This window comes from Pseudomonas sp. A214, from assembly GCF_900156295.1.
GTDB classification, from domain to species: domain Bacteria; phylum Pseudomonadota; class Gammaproteobacteria; order Pseudomonadales; family Pseudomonadaceae; genus Aquipseudomonas; species Aquipseudomonas rhizophila.
In genome coordinates this window covers 3,891,123-3,906,033 of sequence record NZ_LT707062.1, presented here as the reverse complement: position 1 = coordinate 3,906,033, position 14,911 = coordinate 3,891,123, and the positions used below count along the sequence as shown (strand labels likewise).

Here is a 14,911-nt window from a genome sequence, read left to right as displayed (position 1 = left end):
CTTTGGACATGAACACTCCTTCAGCTCAGCTTGAGCTTACTCGAAATTGTCCGTGTTAGCGGGTTAGAACCCGTATCCGCGAAAGAGGCCGCAGGATCTAAGTAGACACCTCGGCGATTTTTCACCTAATATCTGGCAACACGCCATCATTCGAAAAGGAAATCGCCTTGGCTTTACCTGACTCTCTTCGTCTCGCCGTACTCATTGATGCTGATAACGCGAGCTCGTCCGTCGCCAAAGAGCTCTTGGAGGAAGTAGCGAAATACGGTACCGCTACGATCAAACGTGCTTACGGCGACTGGACAACTCAAAACTTGGTTGGCTGGAAGAACCATCTGCACAAGCACGCCATCCAACCAATGCAGCAGTTCGCATACACCCAAGGGAAAAACTCCACCGACTCAGCCTTCATCATCGACGCCATGGATCTGCTGTATGCCGGCAACGTGGATGGGTTCTGCATCGTCTCAAGCGACAGTGATTTCACACGCCTGGCAACCCGGCTGCGGGAGGCGGGCAAGAAAGTCTACGGGCTCGGCGAACGCAAAACACCGGAGGCATTCATCGGCGCCTGCGACAAATTCATTTTCTTCGAAGTGTTGAAAAAACCTGCCCAAGATGAAGCACCGTTGGCGATGGATAACCTCCCTGACCTTAAAGAGATCCTCAGCCAAGCCATTGAAGAAAAAGCTCGAGATCACGGCTGGGCGCCGCTGGGAGCAGTAGGTGGCTACATCTCCAAAAATCATACCTCTTTCGATGCCCGGAACTATGGCTTCGCCAAGCTGGGGGCGCTTGTACGTGCTCAGGACTACATCGAAATAAAAGAAATACCGGATGGAGAAATCACTCACATCCACGTTCGGCTGAATAATCAATAGCCTCAGTCTCCATTCGGAATGCCGCCCAGTGAAACTGATCTCTACCAACACAGCACTCAAATCCAATCTGCTGAGACTGATCAACAGTTACGACCATATCAGCTTCGGCACCGCATGGGCGTCTGCCGGAACGGACGTGTTCACAGCGTTGGTGAAGGCAAAGTCCAAGATAGCTACCGGGGTGATTGGTACCCATTTCTACCAGACCCACCCCGATGTTCTTGACGAATTTGTGGAGTCCGACCACGTCAGATTCGTTCTGCAACCTCAGGGGGTCTTCCATCCCAAAGTGTTTGCATTCTGGACAGACGACCGTTGGGAGGTCTTGATTGGCAGTGCCAACCTCACGGCAGGGGCAATCAACAAAAACACGGAGTTGACCACCCTGCACGCCCATAAAGACGGTTCGCCTGAACTGCTGCAGGATGTTCTGGATATTATTGAGGGCTACGGAGGCAGAAGCATTCTCCAGGAGGACGCTGATAGCTACCGAAGGATCTGGAAAATCAAGGCACGCCTTAGGGAGAAGCTTGAGGGTACCTATGGAGGCGTTCCTGCCTCCAAGCCCGAGGTGGAGTCGCCGGTGATGACGATGGACTGGTCAACCTTCTACGCTGCAATTCAAAAGGACAAGATCCACGGTTTCGAAGATCGCCTAGCCATGCTGGATCAGGTCGCCAGTCACTTCACCAGTACGCGGCACTTCAATGACATTCCATTGCAGGCACGCCTTGGAATTGCTGGCCTCAGGAGCACCGACATAGATCACCCAGAATGGTTCGGATCAATGACTGGAGCGGGCAAGTTCTACAGCTTGATGAACGCTAGCGCACCAGCCTTCTCCATAGCGCTGGACGCTATTCCCCTCAGAGGGACGGTGACCAAAGATCAGTACGACACCTTCATCAGGGAGTTCATCAAGGGGTTTTCAGCCGGCAGGCATGGACTGGGTACAGCCACTCGCCTCCTTTCCATGAAGCGCCCCGATATCTTCTTGTGTGTCGACGCGCAGAACAGAGGTCAGTTGGCGCGAGATGTAGGCATGGTGCGAGCTGATAAGCTCGACTATGACCGCTATTGGCCAGAAGTCGTGGAGCGTATACAGGAAGCACCTTGGTGGAAGTCGCCCATGCCCAGCAGCGGTAACGAAGCTAAGGCTTGGTGCGCTCGGACAGCCATGCTGGACGCAATCTTCTATCAAGCGAAGAAAAAATGACTGCGCCTTGCTGATCCCAAATGTGGGCCATTCCCGTTGCGGAGACCTGTAACCCAGGCACTCGTCCAGAAAGTGCTCGTTTGGTTCATGAGTGACGGACAAAAAGTATCTCTCTGGCCCGCTTAGACAGTTCCGCAGATGCGCGTGCCTCGGACTACGATTGAACTGGTGCCGGACTTCCGATCGGATCGAGTTGCCCACTCCCCAACTTGGCGCTTCCCCTCCTCCTCACCGCCGCTGAAGCGGCGTCGATTTGAGATTTCCACGAACATGAGCCTGTGAACATTGAACAGTCCTAACTGTACGAAAGCCAAGCCGTAATTGATGTTTGGATCGCTTATGAACAGTCGACATCGCCCACTTGTAAAACGACATGTGTGGAAAGTGTTTATTCATTGCGTGCTGTCCTTCTCCAGGCCGTCGGTAATGCGGATCGATTCGGCACTTTCTATGCTCTCAACGGTGACCTTGCCGGCTGCTCGATCCACTTCTACCCGTGCGTTCTGATCCAGCGCCTGGATGACCTTCGTGATTTTATTCACGCAACTGCCCCAGCCCAATAAGGCCCAGCCGTTGTCCGGTGGTCTGGGAGACTAGCCGATGTCCGTTGATTTCAACCTCAGAGCATTGAAGACCACCGACGCCGAACTGACGCTCATCGCCAGCGCAGCAATCAAGGGCGACAGAAGATGCCCCGTTAGCGGGTAAAGCAGCCCCGCCGCTAGCGGGATTCCCATCGCGTTGTAGAGGAACGCAAAGGCGAGGTTCTGCCTCATGTTCTTCACGGTCGCCACTGACAGGGTGCGCGCTCGCGGGATGCCCATCAGATCTCCTTTGACCAGCGTCACTTGGGCACTGTTCATCGCCACATCGGTACCGGTGCCCATGGCGATACCTACGTCAGACCTGGCCAGGGCGGGCGCATCGTTGATGCCATCACCCGCCATGGCGACACGACGGCCATAGCCCTGCAAATCGGCGACTAGATTCTCCTTATCCTGCGGTTTGACCTCACCATGCACTTCCTCGATTCCGAGCTGCTTCGCCACGGCTCTTGCTGTGGTGAGGCCATCACCAGTGGCCATGATGACCTTCACGTCTTCGCTTTGAAGCTTGGAGACAGCCTGTTGAGAAGTAGGCTTGATCGGATCGGAAACGGCCAGGAGTCCCGCCAGGCGACCATCAACGGCCAAATAGATGATGCTGATGCCTTCCAGACGCAGTTGTTCGGCGCGATTACGCAGCGGGGTAATATCGACACCCGCCTCGTCCATCAGCGCGGTGTTGCCGAGCTGCAGTTGATGAGCATCGACCTGCCCGCGCACACCAATGCCCGAGCCAGACTCGAAAATAGCCGGCTTGACCAGTGCAATGCCTTGACCACGCGCATGATCGACGATGGCATGAGCCAGCGGGTGCTCACTACCCTGGTCGAGACTAGCAGCCAGGCGCAGCACCTCATTGGAGTCGTAACCGCCTGTCCCTTCCGCACTATGGAATACGGGACGCCCCTCGGTCAGGGTTCCAGTCTTGTCGACGATGAGCGTGTCGATCTTGCATAGATTTTCGATGGCGCTGGCATCGCGGAACAACACACCGCAGCTAGCGGCCTTGCCAGTCGCAACCATGACGGACATCGGGGTTGCCAGACCAAGAGCGCAGGGACACGCAATGATTAGCACCGCCACCGCATTAATCAGGCCAAATACCCAGCCTGATTCCGGCCCGAATAGCCCCCAGCCGAAGAACGTAAGGACCGCGATCAGGATCACCCCGACCACGAAATACCCTGCCACCGCATCAGCCATACGCTGCATGGGGGCCTTGGAGCGCTGGGCCTTGGCCACCATCTGCACGATCTGCGACAGCATAGTTTCGGCACCCACTTTCTGCGCCTCCATCACTAGGCTGCCGTGGGTGTTCAGGGTGGCACCGATAAGGGCATCGCCTATCCGCTTGGTAACCGGTACTGGCTCGCCGGTGAGCATCGATTCGTCGACTGCGCTCTCACCCTCCAGCACAGTGCCATCTACAGGAACCTTCTCGCCTGGCCGGACACGCAGATGATCGCCCTGATGGACATGAGTCAGAGGAATGTCCTCTTCTACTCCATCGGGCCTGATGCGCCGCGCTGTCTTTGGCGCCAGTCCCAGCAGCGATTTGATAGCTGCGGACGTCTGCGAGCGGGCCTTTAGTTCGAGCATTTGGCCCAACAGCGTGAGTGAGATAATCACCGCGGCTGCTTCAAAATAGACGCCGATACGTCCGTCCTGGACAAAGGCCGCCGGAAACCACCGCGGAACCAAGGTAGCGGCCAAACTGTATAAGTAGGCAGCAGCCGTTCCCAAACCGATCAGCGTCCACATGTTGGGGCTGCGGTGCCGGATGGAGTCAATGCCGCGGGCGAAGAACACCCAGCCACCCCATAGCGTCACGGGCGTCGCCAGAGCAAGCTCAACCCAGTTCTGGGTCGTGCCATGAAACAGTTGCAAGGAATGGCCAGCCATCGCCAGCACGGTCACGATGACGGTCAGCGGTAGGGTCCACCAGAACCGCCGTGAGAAGTCCTTCAGCTCCGGGTTCTCCTCCTCTTCCAATTCCGGGATGACAGGCTCCAGCGTCATGCCACAGATCGGGCAGTTGCCAGGGGTCGGTTGGCGAGTCTCAGGATGCATCGGACAGGTATATGCGGCTCCTTCTGGTGCCGATATCGGGGACTGACTCGTATGCTGATGTGCTTCATGAGACGAGTGGCCCATGTACGAGTGGGGATCAACTTGAAACTTCTGCAGGCATTTGGCACTGCAGAAGCGATAGGTCCTCCCTTCAACGCTCTCGCGGTATGGGCTATCAGATTTCACCTCCATGCCACACACGGGGTCGCGTTGACTTTCCGGTTGACCGTGCGAGTTGTGTGCATGTCCGTGATCGTGGCAGGAGGAATTTCGCATGCGATTTATTTCCTATCTTCATCCTTGGAGACCGTGGCACCGCTAGCGTGGGAGTGCCCGCCATGATTGTGGCCAAACAGGTGCATAAGCGGGCATAGCAGCAGGATGAGGTATGGCAGGGCCTGCGAGATGTGACTGTAATGCTCGCGTGCCACATAGAAGATGCCGATTACGGCCAGCATGATCAGCGCAATGCCAATCTTGCTCTTCCAAAAAGGCGGTTCAGTGGTACTGGTGTGATGGGTATGGTCCATGACAATAGCCTCGTTTCAATGGCAGCTGGATCAGCATAGGTGTCTCAGACTGGGCGGAGTTGACGAGTATCAATAGACGTCAGCGTACGATCACCTTGCGCTGGTGTTCCAGTTGGGAAGCTGTCTGCCCGATGTTGAACTCGTGCATCAACGCGCCCTCGTTCTTCAGAACGAAGCGCACGGTTTCACCCGGTTTCACATCGATCGTTTTCTGGCTGTAGTTGATGTCGTCCATCTTTACCAAGATGGTACGAGTTCCCGGAGTCGCCTGGGTCTGCTGCCCGATGCCATTGCTATTGCCGCCGGCCTCGGCAAATGCCGGAAAAGTGGTGCTAATGAACAGAGTGCTGATCAGCAGCTTAAAGGATAAGCCTTTCATGGTGAGACCTCGCGATGGGTGCTGGAAATCTCATGCTATTCCCCGCTTGCTGCCAGGCCGCTGACCCCAAAACTACAATTGCGTCAGCTGGGAAAAAGCAACGCGCCATAGAGGCGCTGCTAGGCCAAAGGAGCAATCACGAAAGGCCTGGAAGATGGAGGAAATCTTTACTGATGGCATTCCTTGTCGGCCATCATCAGCTTGTGCTCTCGAATCATTTGACCCAGCACGTCGTCTACCAGCTTGTCATGCTTTTCCATCCAGGCCAGGTGCTCTTCGGCAGACATGTCTGGCGCGGGATGTTCGTTGTGCAGCTGGCTCATGATGTCTTCGAGCATGTTCATATGCTCCTTCATGTGCACATGCCGCTCGCCGACCGGGGCCTTCTCCGCCTGGACCAGTACGGCTTCTGCTTTGTCACGCATCTGCTGGATGCGCTCGAATACACGGTCGCTGCCCCCTTCGGCCCAAGTCATAGAAGACAGCAGTAGCGAACCAACCAGAAGCAAAGGTTTCAGCGATTTCATGGGGCAGTCTCCAACAGTGCAAACTATGGTCGGCACCTCTGCTTTTGGTCTGTCGAGGGCCGAGAGCACAACCTAGTGCTCGTGCTTGCACCCTAGACAAGCCACCCTGTCAGTGACCTGAAGTCAGAATTACATTTTCGTAAGCTTCTGGTTGGGCGCGCGGTTTGCCTGCAAATTCAGGCCACCCGATATTTGGAGTCTGCTCGCATGAAACTACTGGTAGCTGAAGATAAACCCAAAACCGGTGCATACCTGCAGCAAGGCCTCAGTGAAGCGGGCTTCAATGGACCGGGTTATGACCGGTACAGATGCTCTACAGCACGCGCTGAGTGAGTCCTATGACCTCTTGATCCTAGATGTGATGATGCCTGGGCTGGACGGGTGGGAAGTGCTGCGCATGGTACGCGCCACAGGAAAAGACCACACAGAGCATGCTCGAAAGCTACCACTTGTTAAACAGCATGTGTATAGAGCGCGTTTACTCGCACCCCTGTCAGCCACCCGTCACCCTGACGTCAGCTCCCCCACCTAAAGTAACTCTTCCGGGTTTTGTGCACTGCGACCCGCGTGGTACATCTATCGCTCTCGATAGGACATCAAATGGACATATGGAAAACCCAATGAAAGCACTCTACGCGCTCTTGATGATCGGCCTTGCCGGCTGCGCGCGCGCTCCGGTTGAGGTCGCCCAGCCGGCGCCGGTCAGCTTTGGCGACTACCGCCTGCAAACCCTGGCGCAGATTGAGCGTAATCGGCAGTTTCAGAATCCCGACCACACCTTGGAGCTGGCTTGGAACGCTCCCCGTGAATGGGTACCCGCGCAGCCCAATGGTAGAGGCGTTCTTCTGGTTCACGGCCTTGGCGATTCGCCTGGCTCATTCGTAGATGTCGCGACACAACTGGCCAGCCAGGGATATCGGGTACGCACCGTGCTGCTGCCCGGCCACGGCACTCGGCCGGCCGATATGCTCGACGTTGACATCAATGATTGGCGTCGAACCGTGGAACAACAGGTGACGCTGCTACGCAAGGATGTCGGCCACGTTTACCTGGGCGGTTTCTCCACCGGTGCCAACCTGGTTGTGGCGTACGCCATGGACGATCAGTCGATCGCTGGGCTGCTGCTGTTTTCCCCGGCGTTCAAGTCCAATGTTGGGTTTGATTGGGTGCTGCCGTGGCTGGCGAAGGTCAAACCATGGCTACGGCAGCCGACCAGCGCGGCCCCACAGCAGACGTCCCTGCGCTACCAGAACGTGCCAACCAATGGCTTCGCCCAGTTTTACCTAAGCAGTACCGCCGTGCGCAGCAAGCTGGCATCGCAGGCGTTCGACCGCCCGGTGCTGGTGGTCAGTGCGGCCCATGACTCGGTGGTGGATGTGGAGTTTGTACGGGACGCCTTCAATCGGCGTTTCCCCAACCCGGGGTCGCGGATGATCTGGTATGGCAACCTCGCCAACGAATTGCAAAGTCCGCGCCTGTTGGTGCGCAGCGACCAGTTGCCGGCCGAGCAGATCAGTCAGTTTTCCCATATGGGCGTGCTGTTCTCCCCCGATAATCCGCAATATGGTCGCCAGGGTAACCAGCGTCTGTGCTGGAACGGCCAGAGCGACACGGCTTACCAACAATGCCAGGCAGGTGGCCCTGTCTGGTATTCGGACTGGGGTTATCGTGAGCCCGGTAAAGTCCATGCACGGTTGACCTACAACCCGTACTTCGCCTGGCAATCCGAGGTGATGGTGCAGGTGCTGGAGGCCGGGGCTCAAGAACATTCGACTGTGGCAAACACACGATAATCGCCCGCCCCTTGCCGTCGGGCCCCTCCTCCTGTCTGGAGCCTAGTTGCTGGTGCTCATCACTCTTGGTGCGGTTCTAGAATGAAACTATAACCAAATAACCTAAGTCAGCGACCACCGGTCACCTATCTTGAACATCTGAGGGGCCGTCATTGGCCGGTATTGCTGATACGCCGCTGCCTTCCTTACGGCGAACGGATGCCCGAACACGAGCCAAGGAAGCCGTAGATGGCAATCACCCAAAACAACCGTCTGGTACAGGTCGACAGTCCTCTCGGTGGCGATGTCCTGTTGTTGCAGAGCATGGATGGCAGCGAAGAGTTGGGGCGGTTGTTTCACTACGAATTGGACCTTACCTCCGAAGACCGGGCGATCAAGTTCGATCAGTTGCTGGGCAAACCGATGGGTTTGACCCTGGAGTTGTACAACGGCGGCAAACGCTATTTCCACGGCATTATCAGCAGCTGCCGGCAACTGACCGGTCACGGCCAGTTCGCGGGTTACCGCGTCAGTTTGCGGCCATGGTTCTGGCTGCTCACGCGGACCTCGGACTGTCGGATTTTCCAGAACAAGACCGTGCCGGACATCATCAAGCAGGTGTTTCGCGACCTCGGTTTCTCTGATTTTGAAGACAGCCTCAGCGCCAGCTACCGTGAGTGGGAATATTGCGTTCAGTACCGCGAAAGCAGCTTCGATTTCGTCAGCCGGCTGATGGAACAGGAAGGCATCTATTACTACTTCCGCCATGAAAAGGAGCGTCATGTTCTGGTGCTGGCCGACGCTTATGGTGCTCACTCCACGCCAGCGGACTACGACTCGGTGCCCTTCTATCCGCCCGATCGGCAAATGCGCGAGCGCGATCATTTCTACGACTGGCAACTGGCACGGGAAGTCCAGCCGGGTTCGCTGGCGCTGAACGACTATGACTTCCTGCGCCCGCGCGCCAGCCTTGAGGTGCGCTCCAGCGTGGTACGCAACCACAGCAACGGTGACCATCCGCTGTATGACTACCCCGGTGAATACCTGCAGAGCAACGATGGCGATCACTACGCACGCACCCGCATCGAAGCTATTCACAGCCAGTTCGAGCGCGTGCAGTTGCGCGGCCGGGCCCGCGGGTTGGGCTCCGGTCATTTGTTCACACTGACGGGTTACGACCGTGCGGACCAGAATCGCGAATACCTGGTGGTGGTCGCGCGCTATCAGATCCGTCAGGAAGTCTATGAAAGCGGACAGTCAGATTTAGCCGAACAGTTCGTCAGCGAGCTGGACTGCATGGATGCCAGCCAAGCCTTCCGCCCTCTCCCTCTGACGCCCATGCCCATTGTCCGCGGGCCACAGACCGCCGTGGTGGTTGGCCCCAGTGGCGAGGAGATCTGGACCGACCAGTATGGCCGGGTCAAGGTGCATTTCCACTGGGATCGCCATGACCAATCCAACGAAAACAGCTCCTGCTGGATTCGCGTGTCCCAAGCCTGGGCTGGCAAAAACTGGGGGGCGGTGCAGATCCCGCGGATCGGTCAGGAAGTGATCGTCAGCTTCCTTGAAGGCGACCCCGACCGGCCGATCATCACCGGTCGCGTCTACAACGCCGAACAGACCGTGCCCTACAAGCTGCCAGCCAATGCCACTCAGAGTGGCGTGAAAAGTCGTTCAAGCAAGGACGGCTCACAGGCCAACTTCAATGAGATCCGTATGGAGGACAAGAAAGGCGCGGAGCAACTGTTTATCCACGCCGAGAAGAATCAGGACATCGAGGTCGAGAACGACGAGACCCATTGGGTCGGCCACGACCGCAGCAAGACCATCGACAACGACGAAACCGTGCACGTCAAACACGACCGCACTGAGACCGTGGACAACAACGAAACCATCAAAATCGGCGTCGACCGCAAGGAAACCGTCGGCAACAACGAAACCATCTCCATCGGCGTGAACCGCACCGAAGATGTGGGCAGCGACGAGAAAATCACCATCGGTGCCAACCGCACCGAAAAGGTGGGCAGCAACGAGACCATCACCATAGGTGCGGACCGCACGGAAAAGGTCGGTGCCAACGAAAGCATCACCATCGTCAGCAACCGCACCGAGGACGTGGGCGGTAACGAGACCATCGGCATCACCGGCAACCGCAACGAAACGGTCAAAGGCAACGAAGGTATCGAGATCAATGGCAACCAGAGTACCCAGATCGGCCAGAACGAATCCCGCGACGTCGCACGCAACCGCACCACCGACATCAAGCAGAACGACAGCCTGGACGTTGGCAAGAACTTTGTCCTCAACGCCGGCGACTCCATCAGCCTGACGACGGGCGCGGCCAGCATCACCATGAAGAAGGACGGCACCATCGTGATCAGCGGCAAGAACATCACCATCGACGGCTCCGGCGCCATCAACATCAAGGCCAACAGGAACGTTGTCGTCAAAGGCCAGAAGATTCTGCAGAACTAGCCATGGAGTGTGCGCTATGACCGTCGAATACCACCTCGCCCCCTCCTCCACGCCCGTGCGCGTGGAGGGCGTCGTGATTGGTGTGCTGCTGGATGTGCCCCTGGCCGACGCTCCAGTGGTGGCTTTTCCCGGTTGCCCCGATGACGCGGGGCTCGCCGCGCGCACCACCACACCGCTCAGTCGCGAAGACATCGGCGCCCAGGTCGCGCTGATGTTCGAGGCCGGCGACCCGGCCCGGCCGCTGGTGATCGGTCGCATCCAGCGCCTGCCGCAAACCACGCCCCGCGCCGTCGCGAACCTGGACGGCGAGCGTTTGGAGTTCACCGCAGAACGGGAAATCGTCCTGCGTTGCGGCAAGGCCAGCATCACTCTTACCCGTGAAGGCAAGGTACTGATCCGAGGCGCCTACCTCTCGAGCCGATCATCTGGAGTGAACCGGATCAAGGGCGGCTCGGTACAGATCAACTGAGGCAGTGACGCCATGGAATTGATAAACAAGACCCGCCTCGTCGGCGGCTTTACCACCTCAACCGATAAAACCGGCCGTGAATGGCTGGTCGTGGTGGCGAAAGGAACCTACGGCATTGCTGATCATCCTGGACATGAACCTCGCCTGCTGGAACAACAGGCTCCGCTGATCATGGCTGATGTGTTCCCAGGGGAACCGGGCGAATCAGCTGCGTTATACGAAAACGATTTTGCACTGCACAAGCCACGCTGCGATGTCCTGCTCAATGGACACTGCTACGCACCCAATGGAGAGCCGGTAACAGAGCTGAACGTAGCCCTGAAAGTCGGGACGCTGGTAAAAGCATTCAAAGTCGTGGGGGCACGAGTCTATGTGGAGGGCGCCCTCTCACACTCGACAACCAGGCCTGTTCCCTTCACAAGAATGCCTGTTTCCTATGCCCAGGCTTTTGGCGGGGTGGACCGCACGCATGCCGACGCCACTCAACATCAGTGGTACCCCTGGAACCCTGTAGGGGTCGGATTTTACCCAAGTGCAAACACTGCCCGGATAAATGGTCTGCCGCTGCCCAATACCGAAGAACTGGACAGGCCCGTCACCACGCCCGATGGGAATTACAAACCGATGGCATTCGGCCCGATCGGTCGAGCCTGGCAACAGCGGATCCGATGGGCCGGCACTTATGATCAGGCGTGGCTTGATCATCAGTTTCCATTTCTGCCGGAAGATTTTGACCTGCGTTATTTCCAGTGCGCACCAGAGGATCAGCAAATTGACTACCCGCAAGGTGGCGAAGAAGTTGCGCTGCTCAATCTCAACGATAAAGGCCGGACGGCATTCAGGCTTCCGACAAACTTGAAACTGCCGGTGCTCCTGGTTTTTCACGATGACAGCACGCGGGAAACGGCAGCCGTTGTCGACACCGTGATTCTGGAGCCGGACGCGAATCGGCTGCTCCTGACATGGCGAGCTTCTGCGCCGCTCGGGCGCAACATCAAGGAAGTGGCCAAGGTCATCGTCGGGCAAAGCGCCGATCAGTTCGAACAGGCCAAGGCCAACGAAGAACGCATGCGAGGAAAGCAACACTTCAAGTCATTGGCTCAACTCATCGCGTGGACTAAGGAAGCTTATCCTCCCGCAGAAGAGGCGTTATGACGCCGGCCCTTTTCATCACCAGCATGGGCATGGCTTGCCCTGTGGGCCTATGCGTCGCCAGTGCCTGTGCTGCCAAGCGCGCCGGACTGTCAGCGCTCCAGGAGCTGCCGTTTTTTGACAACGCTTGCGAACCCATCATCGGCGCGACGGTGTCCAGTCTCGACCTGGCGCTGCCGGCAGCATCGCGTATGTCCGGGCTCATGCTGCATGCACTGGTGGAGTTGATACAGGGTGCGCCGAAGCTGGATTGGACAGAAGTGCCCTTTCTCCTGTGCCTGGCTGAACCGGAGCGCCCCGGAATCGATATCAGGGGAATAGCCCAGACCGTCATACACGACGCATCTTCCAAGTTGGGCATACAGTTCCACCCAACCCACTCCAGGGTCATCCCCTCCGGCCAGGTTGCCGGCATGCATGCCCTTCATGAAGCCAGTCGATTGATGCAAGAAACCCGTGCGCCTGCCTGCGTGGTGGCGGGTGTCGACTCGCTGCTCAGCGCCTTGACGCTGCAATGGCTGGACCAGCATCGCCGGCTGAAAACGGCCACTCACAATGACGGCTTGTTTCCTGGCGAAGGGGCCGCGGCCATCTTGATTCAGGCCTATCGGCAACCTGGCACCTGCTTGGAAATCTCAGGCCTGGGATTCGGGCAAGAAGAGGCACCGCTTTTGTCGAACAAACCCCTGCGAGCAGGCGGGCTGACCGACGCCGCCCGCACGGCGCTCGCACAGGCCAGACTGGGTTTGCATGAAATTGATCTGCGCCTGTCCGATGTCACGGGCGAGCAATACGGCTTCAAGGAACTTCCGCTGATGGAGGCCCGGCTTTTTCGGACCGTCCGAAAAGAGGATCAGCCACTGTGGCATTGGGCAGAGGCCATGGGTGACACCGGGGCCATTGCTGGAATCGTCCAGTTGATACTCGCCGACCAGGCGTTTCGCAAAGGCTATGCACCGGGAACCACCGCGATCTGTCTGAGCAGTGCCCTGGCCGGTGCACGCGCCGCCGCCGTCGTGCGCGACCTCAGTCGACCCCAGGGGCCCCTATGAGCTGCGACGTTTATGCAAATGGCGATGAGATTGCATGCAAAGCGGGTGGCGGCAAGGTCATTGCGGCATTCCCGGATGTCTGCCTGACGCCACCACCGCCTCCCGCAGGACCCATCCCGGTGCCCTATCCGGACACCTCGTTTTCCAAGGACATGAAGAAAGGCAGCAAGACCGTCAAGATCGAAAACAAGGAGATCATGTTAAAAAATCGCTCCTTCTATAAAACCTCCCCACTGGGCGATGAAGCCGCCACAAGAAGCCAGGGTGCCGGTGTCATCACTCACGTCATCACCGGTAAGACCTATTTTGTTTCATGGTCAATGGATGTTCTTTTCGAAGGCCAGAACGTAGACCGACATACCGACCTCACCACATCGAATCATGCCAGTCCCGCAGCGAATGCGGCCGTCCCCATGGTCAACACCGCCAAATACAGTCCGGTGCAACAAGACGCCAAGGTGCCAGGCAAACACAAATGTGAATGTTGTGGCGGCGCGGCGCACTCCAAGGCTCAAGCGAACGGGGAGTACATGACGGAAGACGAATTCTACGGCACCGCACAAAATCCTCAGAACGCCGCCGTCCTCGCCAAAGTCCGGGCAAACCCCAAGTGCAGGCACTTGTTGCCACCTGCCGGAAAGCAACCGAGCGGATGCAATAAGTACTACGTAACGAGCAAACGAGAGAAAGCCAACATTGAAAATGATTGGGCGATTAACAGGCCAGGCTATATGCGTTGGAAAACCGAAGTGGGTCAGGGAGAACCGGTGGCGCATAGAGTCCCCAAGGCGGCCGGAGGTTGTCCGGCCGGGCAAGGGAATCTCGCCCCGACTGGCAAGAAGTGTGAGAAGCTCGAAGGAGAGCTCAGTTCACTTCAAGAGACACGCATCAATAGTTTTCCAAGGCCTGAATGATGAAAACCTCTAATTACAAGCACACTCAAAGACCCGGTTTTCTTCAAGACAGCTTCTATTGGAAGGGGCGTGGCTATCACTACTGCGGCTGCGCTCCGGCAGAAGTAATGTCGCCTGACGGCTGGAAGAAAGACGACCCGTGGATGGCACTTGCTGCGATTCTGGAGCAAGCCAAGCATGGCGATTACAGCCATGTATCCCAACTGCGCAAATGGATAGTGGACCCTGATTGCGATCCAACGCTGGTATCGGCTTGCCTCGGTCTGACCGCTGATGCAGGACTCGACACCGACCTGGATTTCCTTGCCGAGCTCATACTCGAAGGCCCCACCTACCTGCGTATCGAGGCGTGCCTGGCAGCGCAGTGGTCTGGTGTGCTGTGGCTGATACCTTTCATGGTTGAGGCATGGCGCACGTTTGCCCGTCGGGCCGACCGAGCCGCCGTGGAAGCCAATTTAAGCAATCTTCTTGACCCCATCGAAAACGAACCCGAGTTCTTTGACAGTGGCTTGAACGAAATCGAATACAAAGCGGCTGTCGATTCACGACTGAGCGAACTGCAGAACGCTTATGGCAGCGATCGCTGCTCGATCTCCGGTGGCATGCCCGTCGACATGAACAAACAAGTCTGGGTCATGAGAAAGTCCCTGGTTCCTTCAGGCACTGATGAATGGATCGACTGGAGCAACTTTCTCATCTGGAGGCGTAAATTCGAGGTGTATTCCGGCGTCGACTGCTCCAGTTTCTATGGGAAAAATGGCGACTTTCAACCGCTGAATGCGGCCGCTGTCCTGGACCGATACATGGCCTCTCCCCTGCAGTTCGAAGTCGGTAAACGTTACTTCTTCGGAAACCTGGTGCCGTAACAA

14 protein-coding genes and 1 pseudogene are annotated in these 14,911 nt (G+C 57.3%); 10 read left to right on the top strand and 5 right to left on the bottom strand.

The window, feature by feature from the left end:
- The first annotated feature begins 167 nt into the window (after window positions 1-167).
- Together BW979_RS17435 and BW979_RS17430 are read left to right on the top strand one after the other, a co-directional pair.
- Entirely contained in the window at window positions 168-881 is a 714-nt protein-coding gene (locus BW979_RS17435; protein WP_076384705.1) for an NYN domain-containing protein, read from the top strand.
- A 28-nt stretch (window positions 882-909) separates the two neighbouring features.
- Window positions 910-2,097 carry a phospholipase D family protein gene (locus BW979_RS17430; protein ID WP_076384703.1) on the top strand — a complete coding sequence of 396 codons (1,188 nt, stop codon included), beginning with the start codon at window positions 910-912 and terminating at the stop codon, window positions 2,095-2,097.
- Between the two features lie 392 nt (window positions 2,098-2,489).
- Here the strand turns inward: BW979_RS17430 and BW979_RS17425 are convergent, their stop codons facing one another.
- From BW979_RS17425 to BW979_RS17405, 5 genes are all read right to left on the bottom strand, one after another.
- Window positions 2,490-2,657, bottom strand: coding sequence for a heavy-metal-associated domain-containing protein (locus tag BW979_RS17425; protein ID WP_076384701.1), 168 nt, complete (start codon window positions 2,655-2,657; stop codon window positions 2,490-2,492).
- Window positions 2,658-2,690: 33 nt separating this feature from the next.
- Entirely contained in the window at window positions 2,691-5,048 is a 2,358-nt protein-coding gene (locus BW979_RS17420; protein WP_076384699.1) for a heavy metal translocating P-type ATPase, read from the bottom strand.
- A 5-nt stretch (window positions 5,049-5,053) separates the two neighbouring features.
- Window positions 5,054-5,302, bottom strand: coding sequence for a DUF2933 domain-containing protein (locus tag BW979_RS17415; protein WP_076384697.1), 249 nt, complete (start codon window positions 5,300-5,302; stop codon window positions 5,054-5,056).
- A 79-nt stretch (window positions 5,303-5,381) separates the two neighbouring features.
- Complete coding sequence (locus BW979_RS17410; protein ID WP_409936828.1) at window positions 5,382-5,681, bottom strand: hypothetical protein; 300 nt, start codon at window positions 5,679-5,681, stop codon at window positions 5,382-5,384.
- A gap of 167 nt (window positions 5,682-5,848) precedes the next feature.
- Window positions 5,849-6,208 carry a co-regulatory protein PtrA N-terminal domain-containing protein gene (locus BW979_RS17405; protein ID WP_076384695.1) on the bottom strand — a complete coding sequence of 120 codons (360 nt, stop codon included), beginning with the start codon at window positions 6,206-6,208 and terminating at the stop codon, window positions 5,849-5,851.
- Window positions 6,209-6,415: 207 nt separating this feature from the next.
- On the opposite strand from BW979_RS17405, the pseudogene BW979_RS17400 reads away from it, so the two are divergent.
- From BW979_RS17400 to BW979_RS17365, 8 genes and pseudogenes are all read left to right on the top strand, one after another.
- Window positions 6,416-6,629: pseudogene (locus tag BW979_RS17400) on the top strand (response regulator); the annotation flags it as partial.
- A 223-nt stretch (window positions 6,630-6,852) separates the two neighbouring features.
- Window positions 6,853-8,001, top strand: coding sequence for an alpha/beta hydrolase (locus BW979_RS17395; protein WP_076386648.1), 1,149 nt, complete (start codon window positions 6,853-6,855; stop codon window positions 7,999-8,001).
- A 228-nt stretch (window positions 8,002-8,229) separates the two neighbouring features.
- Window positions 8,230-10,455, top strand: coding sequence for a type VI secretion system Vgr family protein (locus BW979_RS17390; RefSeq protein ID WP_076384693.1), 2,226 nt, complete (start codon window positions 8,230-8,232; stop codon window positions 10,453-10,455).
- A gap of 16 nt (window positions 10,456-10,471) precedes the next feature.
- On the top strand, window positions 10,472-10,924 hold the full coding sequence (locus BW979_RS17385; RefSeq protein WP_047226482.1) for a DUF6484 domain-containing protein: 453 nt from the start codon (window positions 10,472-10,474) through the stop codon (window positions 10,922-10,924).
- A gap of 12 nt (window positions 10,925-10,936) precedes the next feature.
- Window positions 10,937-12,079, top strand: a complete 1,143-nt coding sequence (locus BW979_RS17380; protein WP_047226481.1) for a DUF2169 family type VI secretion system accessory protein — start codon at window positions 10,937-10,939, stop codon at window positions 12,077-12,079.
- Window positions 12,076-13,128 (top strand): beta-ketoacyl synthase N-terminal-like domain-containing protein, encoded by a 1,053-nt coding sequence (locus BW979_RS17375; protein WP_047226480.1) that lies wholly within the window; start codon window positions 12,076-12,078, stop codon window positions 13,126-13,128. Before BW979_RS17380 ends, BW979_RS17375 begins: the two co-directional genes overlap by 4 nt.
- A complete protein-coding gene (locus BW979_RS27965; RefSeq protein WP_047226479.1) occupies window positions 13,125-14,042 on the top strand; it encodes a DUF4150 domain-containing protein in 918 nt (305 codons plus the stop codon). The genes BW979_RS17375 and BW979_RS27965 overlap by 4 nt, the downstream gene beginning before the upstream one ends.
- Complete coding sequence (locus tag BW979_RS17365; protein WP_171061378.1) at window positions 14,042-14,908, top strand: hypothetical protein; 867 nt, start codon at window positions 14,042-14,044, stop codon at window positions 14,906-14,908. Before BW979_RS27965 ends, BW979_RS17365 begins: the two co-directional genes overlap by 1 nt.
- Window positions 14,909-14,911 lie beyond the last annotated feature (3 nt).

Bases quoted from the DNA above. Each gene is read 5' to 3' on its own strand.
- BW979_RS17420 (WP_076384699.1), bottom strand. From the start codon at position 5,048: ATGCGAAATTCCTCCTGCCACGATCACGGACATGCACACAACTCGCAC.
- BW979_RS17415 (WP_076384697.1), bottom strand. From the start codon at position 5,302: ATGGACCATACCCATCACACCAGTACCACTGAACCGCCTTTTTGGAAG.
- BW979_RS17410 (WP_409936828.1), bottom strand. From the start codon at position 5,681: ATGAAAGGCTTATCCTTTAAGCTGCTGATCAGCACTCTGTTCATTAGC.
- BW979_RS17405 (WP_076384695.1), bottom strand. From the start codon at position 6,208: ATGAAATCGCTGAAACCTTTGCTTCTGGTTGGTTCGCTACTGCTGTCT.
- BW979_RS17395 (WP_076386648.1), top strand. From the start codon at position 6,853: ATGATCGGCCTTGCCGGCTGCGCGCGCGCTCCGGTTGAGGTCGCCCAG.
- BW979_RS17390 (WP_076384693.1), top strand. From the start codon at position 8,230: ATGGCAATCACCCAAAACAACCGTCTGGTACAGGTCGACAGTCCTCTC.
- BW979_RS17385 (WP_047226482.1), top strand. From the start codon at position 10,472: ATGACCGTCGAATACCACCTCGCCCCCTCCTCCACGCCCGTGCGCGTG.
- BW979_RS17380 (WP_047226481.1), top strand. From the start codon at position 10,937: ATGGAATTGATAAACAAGACCCGCCTCGTCGGCGGCTTTACCACCTCA.
- BW979_RS17375 (WP_047226480.1), top strand. From the start codon at position 12,076: ATGACGCCGGCCCTTTTCATCACCAGCATGGGCATGGCTTGCCCTGTG.
- BW979_RS27965 (WP_047226479.1), top strand. From the start codon at position 13,125: ATGAGCTGCGACGTTTATGCAAATGGCGATGAGATTGCATGCAAAGCG.
- BW979_RS17365 (WP_171061378.1), top strand. From the start codon at position 14,042: ATGAAAACCTCTAATTACAAGCACACTCAAAGACCCGGTTTTCTTCAA.